Annotated in this window: 9 protein-coding genes; 5 read left to right on the top strand and 4 right to left on the bottom strand. The window is 67.1% G+C overall.

Going from position 1 to position 10,629, the window contains the following annotated elements; genetic code table 11:
- Positions 1–47 precede the first annotated feature (47 nt).
- Positions 48–1,367: a dicarboxylate/amino acid:cation symporter gene (locus B9Y82_RS14520; protein ID WP_100473770.1), complete on the top strand. Its 1,320-nt coding sequence runs from the start codon at positions 48–50 to the stop codon at positions 1,365–1,367.
- A 215-nt stretch (positions 1,368–1,582) separates the two neighbouring features.
- Positions 1,583–3,580, top strand: coding sequence for a transketolase (tkt, locus tag B9Y82_RS14515; protein ID WP_100473769.1), 1,998 nt, complete (start codon positions 1,583–1,585; stop codon positions 3,578–3,580).
- A gap of 145 nt (positions 3,581–3,725) precedes the next feature.
- On the opposite strand, the gene B9Y82_RS14510 is transcribed toward tkt, so the two are convergent.
- Together B9Y82_RS14510 and B9Y82_RS14505 are read right to left on the bottom strand one after the other, a co-directional pair.
- Positions 3,726–5,678, bottom strand: coding sequence for an acetyl-CoA hydrolase/transferase C-terminal domain-containing protein (locus B9Y82_RS14510; protein WP_100473768.1), 1,953 nt, complete (start codon positions 5,676–5,678; stop codon positions 3,726–3,728).
- A gap of 35 nt (positions 5,679–5,713) precedes the next feature.
- Positions 5,714–6,271, bottom strand: a complete 558-nt coding sequence (locus B9Y82_RS14505; RefSeq protein WP_100473767.1) for a flavin reductase family protein — start codon at positions 6,269–6,271, stop codon at positions 5,714–5,716.
- A gap of 118 nt (positions 6,272–6,389) precedes the next feature.
- On the opposite strand from B9Y82_RS14505, the gene B9Y82_RS14500 reads away from it, so the two are divergent.
- From B9Y82_RS14500 to B9Y82_RS14490, 3 genes are read left to right on the top strand one after another with little or no spacing between them, the layout of a single operon-like run.
- Positions 6,390–6,755: a BlaI/MecI/CopY family transcriptional regulator gene (locus B9Y82_RS14500; RefSeq protein ID WP_010484077.1), complete on the top strand. Its 366-nt coding sequence runs from the start codon at positions 6,390–6,392 to the stop codon at positions 6,753–6,755.
- Entirely contained in the window at positions 6,748–7,950 is a 1,203-nt protein-coding gene (locus B9Y82_RS14495) for a M56 family metallopeptidase (protein ID WP_100473766.1), read from the top strand. Before B9Y82_RS14500 ends, B9Y82_RS14495 begins: the two co-directional genes overlap by 8 nt.
- The gene (locus B9Y82_RS14490) at positions 7,947–8,510 is read left to right on the top strand and encodes a hypothetical protein (RefSeq protein WP_100473765.1); all 564 of its coding nucleotides are present in this window, start codon (positions 7,947–7,949) and stop codon (positions 8,508–8,510) included. The genes B9Y82_RS14495 and B9Y82_RS14490 overlap by 4 nt, the downstream gene beginning before the upstream one ends.
- 56 nt (positions 8,511–8,566) lie before the next feature.
- Here the strand turns inward: B9Y82_RS14490 and B9Y82_RS14485 are convergent, their stop codons facing one another.
- Both B9Y82_RS14485 and B9Y82_RS14480 read right to left on the bottom strand, forming a co-directional pair.
- Positions 8,567–9,367 carry an MBL fold metallo-hydrolase gene (locus tag B9Y82_RS14485; protein WP_100473764.1) on the bottom strand — a complete coding sequence of 267 codons (801 nt, stop codon included), beginning with the start codon at positions 9,365–9,367 and terminating at the stop codon, positions 8,567–8,569.
- An 11-nt stretch (positions 9,368–9,378) separates the two neighbouring features.
- A complete protein-coding gene (locus B9Y82_RS14480) occupies positions 9,379–10,197 on the bottom strand; it encodes a S1/P1 nuclease (protein ID WP_100473763.1) in 819 nt (272 codons plus the stop codon).
- Positions 10,198–10,629 lie beyond the last annotated feature (432 nt).

The raw sequence follows: 10,629 nt of genomic DNA, 5'->3' as shown, positions 1-10,629 counted from the left end.
CTTGCGCGCTTTGTTAGAGTGCATTCATTTTTCGAGGAAACCTGCGTATGACAGCAGCTGCTGCCGACAAGAAGAAGTTGCCCCTGCATTGGAAGATGGGCATCGGCTTTGCGATCGGCCTGGTCCTGGGACTGATCGTGCACGCCCTGGGCGGCAGCGTCGATGGTCTGCAGGCCGGTGCCAAGTGGGTAATGGACTACGTCACCACCCCGGCGTCGGGCCTGTTCCTCAACCTGATCTTCATGCTGATCGTGCCGCTGATCTTCTCTGCGCTGATCATGGGCGTGTCGGAGATGGGCGACATCCGCGCCCTCGGCCGCATCGGCTGGAAGACGCTGGCCTACACCGTGCTGCTGTCCGGCATCGCGGTGGGCATCGGCCTGGTGCTGGTCAACCTGCTCAAGCCGGGTGCGGGCGTCGATCCGCAGACGGCGGCACTGATGCTGTCGGAGAACGCCGAGCGCAGCAAGGAGATCGTCGCTGGCATCCATGGCACGCCCAAGGGCATGGACATGCTGCTGTCGATCGTGCCGAGCAACGTGCTGCAGGCGGCGTCGGACAATGGCGCGATCCTGTCGCTGATGTTCTTCGCGTTGATGTTCGGCATTGGCATGGTGCTGACCGACAACGAGAAGGTCGCCCCGCTGCGCCGCGCCATCGAAGGCGTGTTCGAAATCTCGATGACCCTGATCAACCTGGTCATCCGCCTGGCCCCGTACGCGGTGGCCTGCTTCATGTTCAACCTGGCCGCGCTGTTCGGTTTCGAGCTGATCATCCGCCTGGGCGCCTACGTGGGCGTGGTGGTGCTGGCGCTGGGCCTGCACATGTTCGTGACCTACGGTACCGCGGTGTGGCTGTCCGGTCGCTCGCCGCTGTCGTTCTTCCGCGATACCCAGGAAGCGACGGTGATGGCGTTCTCCACCGCCTCCAGCAACGCCACCCTGCCGACCGCGCTGCGCGTGGCCGACCAGATGGGCCTGCCGCAGCGTGTTTCGCGCTTCGTGCTGACCGTAGGCGCCACCGCCAACCAGAACGGCACCGCGCTGTTCGAGGGCGTGACGGTGATCTTCCTGGCCCAGTTCTTCGGCGTGGACCTGAGCATTGGCCAGCAGATCATGGTGATGGCCGTCTGCATCCTCGGTGGCATCGGTACCGCCGGCGTGCCGTCGGGATCGCTGCCGGTGGTGGCGATGATCTGCGCGATGGTTGGCGTGAACCCGCTGGGCATCGGCCTGATCCTGGGCGTGAACCACTTCCTGGACATGTGCCGTACCGCGCTGAACGTGACCGGCGACCTGGCCCTGACCACGCTGGTGGCCAAGGGCGAGTCCCACGACGGCCCGGCGCTGGGCCCGCAGCAGGACTGAGTCCGGGACCACTGCTGGCGACCTGATGGGGGGCGGATCCCTTTCCGCAAGGAAAGGATCCGGCCCCCTTTTCACATGCGGAATCCAGCGTCGATCATGCAGGTGCCGGCCAGCGGCCGGCCCCACCTGGCAAGGTGAACCGACCCCCCGCCCGGCGACTATGGGACAATAGGCCGCCCGCACGTCCGCGGCCGCCTCCCGATTCCGACAGAACCATGACGCAGCCTACCCGTCGCCAGTTGGCCAACGCCATCCGCTTCCTTGCCGCCGATGCGGTTGAAACCGCAAAGTCCGGCCATCCCGGCATGCCCATGGGCATGGCCGACATCGCCGAAGTCCTCTGGAACGACTACCTCCGCCACAACCCGAGCAACCCGCACTGGTTCAACCGCGACCGTTTCGTGCTGTCCAACGGCCACGGTTCGATGCTGCAGTACGCGCTGCTGCACCTGAGCGGCTACGACCTGCCGATCGAGCAGCTGAAGCTGTTCCGCCAGCTGGGCAGCCACACCGCCGGCCACCCGGAACGCCATGAGACCCCGGGCGTGGAAACCACCACCGGCCCGCTGGGCCAGGGTTTCGCCAACGCCGTGGGCTTCGCCCTGGCCGAGAAGCTGCTGGCACAGCGCTTCAACCGCCCGGAGCTGGAAGTGGTCGACCACCGCACCTGGGTGTTCATGGGCGATGGCTGCCTGATGGAAGGCGTGTCGCATGAAGCCGCTTCGCTGGCCGGTACCTGGGGCCTGCACAAGCTGGTCTGCTTCTGGGACAACAACCACATCTCCATCGACGGCAACGTCGAGGGCTGGTTCACCGACAACACCCCGGAGCGTTTCGAGGCCTATGGCTGGAACGTGGTTCGCGACGTCGATGGCCATGACCCGGAAAGCATCAAGGCCGGCATCGAGGCCGCGCTGTCGCAGAGCGACAAGCCGACCCTGATCTGCTGCCGCACCACCATTGGTTTCGGTTCGCCGAACAAGGCGGGCAAGGAATCCAGCCACGGCGCACCGCTGGGCAAGGACGAGCTGGACGCCACCCGCAAGCAGCTGGGCTGGGAGTACGGCCCGTTCGAGATCCCGCAGGCGATCTACGACGGATGGCGCGCCAATGGCGCCGGCACCCTGCGCCAGGCCGAGTGGGAACAGCTGTTCGACAAGTACGCCAGCCAGTACCCGGCTGAAGCGTCCGAGCTGACCCGCCGTTCGCACGGCGAGCTGCCGGCCGACTTCGTTGCCAAGGCCGATGCCTATATCGCCCAAGTGGCCGCTGAAGGCCCGACGATCGCCTCGCGCAAGGCCTCGCAGCTGGCCATCGAAGCCTACGCCCCGCTGCTGCCGGAAATCGTCGGCGGCTCGGCCGACCTGGCGCACTCCAACCTGACCCTGTGGAAGGGCAGCAAGTCGGTCGCCAGCGACGACGCCAACGCCAACTACGTGTATTACGGCGTGCGCGAGTTCGGCATGACCGCGATCGCCAATGGCCTGGCCCTGCACGGTGGTTTCATTCCGTTCGACGCCACCTTCCTGGTGTTCAGCGATTACGCCCGCAATGGCGTGCGCATGAGCGCGCTGATCCCGGCCCACGCCATCCACGTCTACACCCACGACTCGATCGGCCTGGGCGAAGACGGCCCGACCCACCAGCCGGTGGAGCACCTGGCCTCGCTGCGCTACATCCCGAACAACGACGTGTGGCGTCCGTGCGACGCGGTCGAGTCGGCAGTGAGCTGGAAGGCCGCGATCACCCGCCAGGACGGCCCTAGCTGCCTGGTGTTCAGCCGCCAGAACCTGCCGCACCAGCCGCGCAACGCCGAGCAGATCGCACAGATCGAGCGCGGTGGCTACGTGCTGGCCGATGCCGCAGGTACCCCGGACGTGATCCTGATCGCCACCGGTTCGGAAGTCTCGCTGGCCACCGAAGCCAAGGCCCAGCTGGACGCGGCCGGTATCAAGACCCGCGTGGTCTCAATGCCGTCCACCGACGTGTTCCTGCGCCAGGATGCGGCCTACCGTGAATCGGTGCTGCCGAACGCCGTGCGCAAGCGCGTGGCCGTGGAAGCCGGCGTCACCGGTTTCTGGCGCCAGTTCGTCGGCCTGGACGGTGCCGTGATCGGTATCGACACCTTCGGTGCCTCGGCCCCGGCCGACCAGCTGTACAAGCACTTCGGCATCACCACCGCCCACGTGGTGGAAGCCGCCAAGGCGCTGTAAGCCGCCTCGCGGTGCAACCTCGCGGTGCAACAAGGGAAAGGCCGGCGCAAGCCGGCCTTTCTCGTTCTCCAGAGTAGAGAAAAAGGGGACGGAGGGGATTAAGTCGTTTGTGCAAAAACGACTTAATCCCCTCCGTCCCCTTTTCTCAGGCGGTGCGCGCCAGCGCCAGGCGCAGCAGGCGCGCATCCAGGCGTTCGGCAAAGTCCTTCGGTGCCTGCAGGCCCATGCGCTGCAGGTACACCGCATCGCCATCGCCGGCAGGTTGGCGCAGCGCTGCCCAGACGGTACGCAGCTTGTCGCCGCGGGTCTGCGTATTGGCCTTCAGCCACGCCAGCGCTTTCACCAGCACCTGCTCGATCTCGTTGAAGTCACTGCCCAGCGGATAGTCCGGCAGGCTGCCGTCGGCGCGGAAGGGGGCCAGTGCCGCGGCCAGTGCCTGCGGCGTATTGCGCTGCTGGCGCTGCGGATCCGGTTGCGCGGCTGCCAGCAGCTTGCGCGAGCCGTGTGCCTGCTGCAGCAGGCCGCCCTGGAACGGTGCCTCGGTGATCGCGGTCATCGCATGCACGCAGTCCTCGTCGGTCAGGCCGCGCAGATCGGCGATGCCGTATTCGTTGAGGTAGATGTCGCGCAGGTGGCGCGGGATGGTGGTGTGGCCGTAGTTCCAGCGCACATTGGATTCGCGCCGACCCCTGTCATCGCGCGCGGCGCGGAACATCAGCACGCTGCGCGCCTCGGGCAGCGCATGCGCCATCGCCACGAAGTTGTACTGGCCGCCCACGCCGGATACCACGCGGCCATCGTCCAGCGCATCCGACACCGCCGCGCCCAGCGCGGTGGCCATCATGCAGGAGTTGAAGAAGCGCGCATGGCGGCGCTGCAGGCGTTCCAGCGTCTCGTTGCCACCGTACAACTGGTTGATCTCGCTGATCCGGCGCATGCCGATGGCGCGGCACTCGTCTTCCGGCAGCGTGCGCAGCCACTCGTAGAATTCCGGGGAGCCCAGGTAGAACGCGCCGTGCAGGTACTCGCCTTCAGCGGCCAGGGTGGCATGGTCGATGGACAGGGTGCTGCCGCTCTCGATGCGCTGCATCAGCGCCAGGTCGTCGTGCACCTTGCGCTTGATCACCCCGGTCTGCACCAGCCGGCGGAAGCCCTCGTTGAGCATCTCGCTGCAACCGTACAGGCCTACCTCGAACGGGTCCACGCCGCCGATTTCCTGCACCAGCGGGTGGCTGGCCAGCTGCGGATCCAACGCATGCAGCACGCGGCGGTAGCGCGCGTTGTCAGTGTGGCGCAGCACCAGCGCATGGCTGAGCGCGTCGGCCAGCGTGCCGATGCCAATCTGCAGGGTGCCGCCGTCGCGAACCAGCGTGCTGGCATACAGGCCAATGGCGTAATCGGCGTCGCCGACCGGCTGCCGCGGCAGGCCGAACAGCGCTGGATACGGCGGCGGCGGGGTGATCACCAGATCGAAGAACGACACATCGACCGTGGCCGAGCCACCCATGTAGGGCAGTTGCGGATCGATCTCGGCGACCAGCAGTGGGCGCGGCAGCCCACGCGCAGTCATCGCATCCAGCGTGTCCTGGGTGATGTCGTTGTTGCACGACAGCGAGAGCCGGCGGTCATCGGGCCGCATCGCCACCTTCTGCACGATCACCTGCGGTGCGCGCTGCGCCACCGCGTCGGCGGCGTGGGTGTAGTTCAGGCTGGTATAGCTGGACTGCGCCTGCCGTGAGCCGAGCAGGGCACCGGACTGCATGTAGAACTCTTCCACCTTCACATGTGCCGGCAACGCGTCGCGCGCGATCGCATCGGCATAGGCCAGCCGCGGGAAATCGTCGCCGAAATGGCGCTGCGCGAACGGCGCCAGGAAGCGTGCTTCCAGGCCGTTGCCGCGTGCCTTCGGTGGATTCAGTGACAGCGCGGTATACAGCTGCAGCGGCCGCGCAGGATCGTGCTCCACACGCGCATAAAGGGCATTGAGCAGCCGATGCGGCTTGCCCAGCGCCAGCGGTGCCCCGATCCGCAGCGGCCCGTCCACGCGCGCAAACAACCAGTCGACGGCGGCGTCCAGGTCGGTGAGGTGTTCGGTCATGCGCGGCGGTCCTGCGTGTGGGGGGAGTGCGGGCATTACAGCATGTCGGGCTTGAACCGCCGTCGACGCGAGGCTTCCGCGCCGGACACCATGAACTGCCCATCGCCGCGGTAATGCACGGTGCGCGGCAGTTTCGGCCGGGGCGCAACATGGGCGCGCACGATTTCCCAGATGAACAGGTTGCTCGACGCCACCTGGCTGTCGTCGTAGAGGCGGCATTCGAAGCACGAATGGCATTGCCCGACCAGCGGCGCGCCGACCTCGCGCGCAGGCAGTGCGTCGAGCCCGAAACGCGCGAACTTGTCGACCTCGCGGCCGCTGCAGTTGCCGATGTCCACCACGGTATCGAGCAGCTCCACGCCGGGCACGTTGATCACGCACTCGCCGCTGCCGTGCGCCAGCCCGTGGCTGTGGTTCTCGTGCCACAGGTAGGTGGCGACCAGTGAAGGCGAGAAGCCCATCACCATGTGCCAGCCCATCGTCATCAGGTTGCGCTGGCCGCGCCACGCCGTGCTGACCAGCACGATCGGGCCGGGCTCGAGGAAGCGGCGGGCCTGCTCGACCGGGAAATCCTTCTTGGGCAGCGCTTTCATCCGGGGCCAAGGGCGGGAGGCATCGATGCTGGCGCAGCCGGGATGAACCTGGAGTCGAGGGGCTTGACAGGGAGTCTGATTACGCGCGTAATCAAATCGTCGATTACGGATGTAAATCATGACCCCGATCAGTGAAGCCGAAGCCGTTGTGATGGAGGTGCTGTGGCAGCAGGCACCGCGCAGCGCCGATGACGTGGTGGCCGCGCTGGCCCATCGCGACTGGGCCGAGCCGACCATCAAGACCCTGCTCAACCGCCTGCTGACCAAGGGCGCGATCGCCGCCGAGCGCGATGGACGGCGTTACCTGTACCGGCCGCTGCTGCAGCGACAGGCGTGGGTGGAGGCGCAGAGCCAGGACTTCATCGGCCGTGTCTTCGAAGGGCGTGTGGCGCCGCTGGTGGCGCACTTCAGCGAACGGGGCCAGCTGAGTGCGCAGGACATCGCTGAACTGAAGAAGCTGATCCAGGAGCTGGACCATGACTGAGCTGCTCGACGGACTGTGGCAGGCCAGCCTGTGGCTGGCCGTGGGCGTGGTCCTGCTGGCGGTGCTGCGACCGCTGCTGGTGCGGTTGGGGGGCGCTGGGCTGGCCTACCGCAGCTGGTGGCTGCTGCCGCTGCTGCTGGTGGCCCTGTTGCTGCCGCTGCCACAGGCTGCGCTGTTGCAGCATGTGCCGACGTTGCCGTTGAACGTGGTGCCGGGGGCCGCCGACGGTGTGGCTGCGCGGTCGTTGCCTGGGGCGTGGTTGTTGCTGATGGCCTGGGCGTTGGGCATGGGCATCTGCCTGCTGCGCGACCTGTGCGCGCAGCGTCGCTTTGAACGCAGCATGGGGCCACTGAGGCCGCGCGCCGATGGCAGCTGGCAGGCCAGTGGCGATCCCGGCTTGCCCGCACTGGTCGGTCTGTGGCGCCCCCGCATCGTGGTTGGCCCCGACTTCGACCAGCAGTTCACCGCACAGGAACAGAGCCTGATCCTGCAGCACGAGCGCAGCCACCGGCGCAATGGCGATCACTGGGCCAACGGTGCGCTGCTGCTGGTGCGCGCGGTGTTCTGGTTCCACCCGCTTCTGCCGTGGGCTGCGGGCCGCTTCCTGCGCGACCAGGAACTGGCCTGCGACGCCCGCACCATGGCCCCGCAGCCGGCGCTGCGCGGCCTCTACGCCAGCACGCTGCTGAAGGCGCAGCTGGTCCACCCGGTTGCGCCGGCGGTCTGCCATTGGCGCAGCCAACCCGTGTTGAAGGAGCGTATCGCCATGTTGAAACAGTCCAAGCGGAAGGCATTGCCGTGGGTGTCGGGTCAGGTGCTGGTGGTCGGCCTGTGCCTGGGAATGGGAGCGGTGGCGTGGGCCAGCCAGGGCAATACGATGGCCGGCAGCCCGGCAGCGGCGGCCATGGATCGGGAGATCCAGGTCGACAAGATGCCACCGCCGTCCTACCCGAAGTCGGCGATCGATCAGCGCCAGGTAGGCGTGGTGAACCTGCGCGTGGAAGTGGATGCGCAGGGGCGTCCCACCGATGTCCAGGTGCTCAGTGCCACCAATCCGGGCGTGTTCGACGCGGTGTCGATCGCTGCAGCGCGCAGCTGGACCTATCGTCCGGCAATGAAGAACGGCAAGCCGGTGGCAGGTGCAGTGAAGATTCCGATCACCTTTGCCATGGACGACACCGAGGACGCGAAGTGAAGTGCGCGCCGCTGTTGATGGCGGTGGCGTTGTTGGCCGGATGCGCGAGCCAGGAGCGGCTGGCCACGGTGGATACCCGCAGCGAGAATGTCGGTCACCAGCGCCTGCAGCCGCAGGCGGGCGGCGGCAGTGGGCAGCTGCAGGTGTATTCGCTGGGTGCGACCGAGGGCTACCGGATGCCGCAGCTCTACGCGGCACCGGACCCGGAGGTCGGCGATCGTGATCCGCGCGCGGAACTGGCGCCGACCACCATCTGCCTGCAGGTGGTGGTGGATGCGCAGGGCAGCGTCGAACGCAGCATGCCGCTGACCGATCGGCAGGACTGCGCCGCAGGGGCTGCACGCGAGAATGCGCCCCTGCTGCAGGCTGCGCAGGACGCCGTGGCGATGTGGAAGTACTCGTCCGCAGCGGTCTGCCACTTCGCGGCTGGCAAGGTGCCTGCCGACCGCGGCGACTGTCGCGGCGCCGAACGGGTCGAGCCGGTGGCGGTGACCCTGCAGTACGCCTTCACCTTCGAGATCGTGAAGGGCCAGCACGTGGTGCGTACGCAGGGGAAATGATCGCTCGCGATGCCCGGGTAGCACCGGGCCATGCCCGGCGAGCACAACCGCGTGGTTCAGGCTCCGCCCTGGATGTTGGCCTTCACCGCCGGTTGCATCAGCTTGGGTTCGTCCAGCGTCGCATCGCGGGCCTGGCGCACACTGACGAACTCCGCTTCGTCCACGCCGTCGTGCACGTGGATGTTGTGCGCTCGCTGTTCACCGATGGTGGTTTCGTTGGCGAAATCACGGCCGCCCGGGCCGTAGTCGTGGCAGACGAACACGCGGGTGGCATCGGGCAGCGCCAGCAGGCGCTGGATCGAGCGGTACAGCTGCGCGGCATCACCGCCCGGGAAGTCGCAGCGGGCAGTGCCGCCGTCGGGCATGAACAGTGAGTCGCCGGTGAACAGCGCATCGCCGATCAGGTACGCGATGCTGTCGCTGGTATGGCCCGGTACCGCGATCACCTGGCCACGCAGCTTGCCAACGGCAAAGGTTTCGCCATCGCTGAACAGGTGGTCGAAGATTTCATCCGCAGCAGGAAGCTGCAGGCCATAGTGCGGTGCGAAGGTGGCCTGCACCGCACGGATGCCTTCGCCGATGGCCAGCGTGGCCTGCGGAAAGCGCTGCTTGAGCCGGCGCCCGGCCGACACATGGTCGGCGTGGGCGTGGGTTTCCAGCAACCAGCGCAGCTGCAGGCCCTGTTGTTCGATGGCCTGCAACGCCGCGCGCAGCGGCGATTCGCTGCTGGCGTCGGTATCCGGGTCGTAGTCCAGGACCGGGTCGATCAGCGCCGCTTCGCCGCTGGCCGGGTCGCTGACCAGGTAGCTGAAGGTATTGCTGTCGCGGTGGAAGAACGACTGCACCTGGACCGACATCGGAACCCTCCTCAGCGCGTGCCGAGCACGCGGTTCAGCAACTGCGCCAGGTTCTCACCGGCCAGTCGCAGCTGCGCTTCGGCCAGCGGCCGGTAGCGCTCGGTGTATTCGTCACCGATTTTACGCGAGGCCGGATAAACGCCAGCCTGCATGGAAATGCGGCAGCTGGCCTCGGCCCAGGCCTGCGGGTCGCGCTGCGGGTTGGACTGGCGCGCCAGCTTCGGTGCGCGCTGGCTCTGCAGCAGCGGCAGATAGCCAGCATCGTCCAGCTTGCGGGTATTGAGCATGCCGCTGTCCCATAGCGAGTGCAGGTTGGTACCGCGGTTGCCGAACTGCAGCTGGAAATCGTTGCCACCCTTGTCGTGGGCGTAGCCCGCATGCATCGGCTGGTGGATGTCCCCGACCAGGTGCACGACGAACTTCAACGCCTGCAGGCGCTCGCCGTCGGTCAGGCTGCGATCGCCGAGGATGGCACTCTGTGCTTTCAGGGCTTCGACGATGCAGTTGCCGTTCCTGCAGTGCTTCGGTGCTTCGTAATGGCAGTCGTCTTCGGCGATGTTGACGTAGTGCCAGCCGGCCGAGCGACGGCCCAGCCCCGGGTCCTTGGCGCGCAGCTGGTCGGCCCACGGCGCGATGCTGGCCAGGGTGGCATCCGGCTCGGTGGCCAGCAGGCGATCCACTTCGGCGCGGGCGGTGGGGTTGAGGCGGGCGTCGGCGACTTCGGCGACCAGACGGTGGCCTTGCGCGCCCCAGGCATGGGCGGGAGCGGAGACGGACAGCAGGGCCGGCGCCAGGGCGGCGGCGAGGAAGAGGGAGTGCAGGGCTTTCATGCGCACATTCTAGCGGGGTAGGTGGATTGAAGAGCGGCGCGTTCCTGTCTGCTGGGGGCGGGCTGCAGGGGCAGGCGCTGCGGGACACGCTGCAAGTACGTCCCTGTAAGCTCGGCCGCGGCATCCATGCCGCGGACGGTCCCGCAGCGCCTGCCCCTGCAGCCCCCATCCAACATGGCCGCGGAGGCGGATGCAAACGTCAAAGGCAACATCAAAAACAAATGCAGGATCAAAATCGGCCTCCTGCAATTACAGGCAATCATTGCGCCTCGGATGCTCGGGTTCTGCTCTTGCCTTTGCTTGAGCTGGCACGCGCGCGCAGATGGGAAGGGCGGAGAGGGTGGGGTGATCGGGACCGTTCGCCGCACGGATGCGGCGATCGAGCCTACAGGGACGTATTTACGGCGTGTCCCGATCACCCCACCCTCTCCA

The sequence above is a fragment of the Stenotrophomonas maltophilia genome, from assembly GCF_002799155.1.
Classification (GTDB): Bacteria; Pseudomonadota; Gammaproteobacteria; order Xanthomonadales; family Xanthomonadaceae; genus Stenotrophomonas; species Stenotrophomonas maltophilia_R.
This window is presented reverse-complemented; position numbering and strand designations above follow the sequence as displayed.

What these genes read in the sequence shown, in the direction of transcription:
- B9Y82_RS14495 (WP_100473766.1), top strand. Translation starts at nt 6,748, where the DNA reads ATGACTGAGCTGCTCGACGGACTGTGGCAGGCCAGCCTGTGGCTGGCC.
- B9Y82_RS14485 (WP_100473764.1), bottom strand. Translation starts at nt 9,367, where the DNA reads ATGTCGGTCCAGGTGCAGTCGTTCTTCCACCGCGACAGCAATACCTTC.
- B9Y82_RS14510 (WP_100473768.1), bottom strand. Translation starts at nt 5,678, where the DNA reads ATGACCGAACACCTCACCGACCTGGACGCCGCCGTCGACTGGTTGTTT.
- tkt (WP_100473769.1), top strand. Translation starts at nt 1,583, where the DNA reads ATGACGCAGCCTACCCGTCGCCAGTTGGCCAACGCCATCCGCTTCCTT.
- B9Y82_RS14520 (WP_100473770.1), top strand. Translation starts at nt 48, where the DNA reads ATGACAGCAGCTGCTGCCGACAAGAAGAAGTTGCCCCTGCATTGGAAG.
- B9Y82_RS14500 (WP_010484077.1), top strand. Translation starts at nt 6,390, where the DNA reads ATGACCCCGATCAGTGAAGCCGAAGCCGTTGTGATGGAGGTGCTGTGG.
- B9Y82_RS14505 (WP_100473767.1), bottom strand. Translation starts at nt 6,271, where the DNA reads ATGAAAGCGCTGCCCAAGAAGGATTTCCCGGTCGAGCAGGCCCGCCGC.
- B9Y82_RS14480 (WP_100473763.1), bottom strand. Translation starts at nt 10,197, where the DNA reads ATGAAAGCCCTGCACTCCCTCTTCCTCGCCGCCGCCCTGGCGCCGGCC.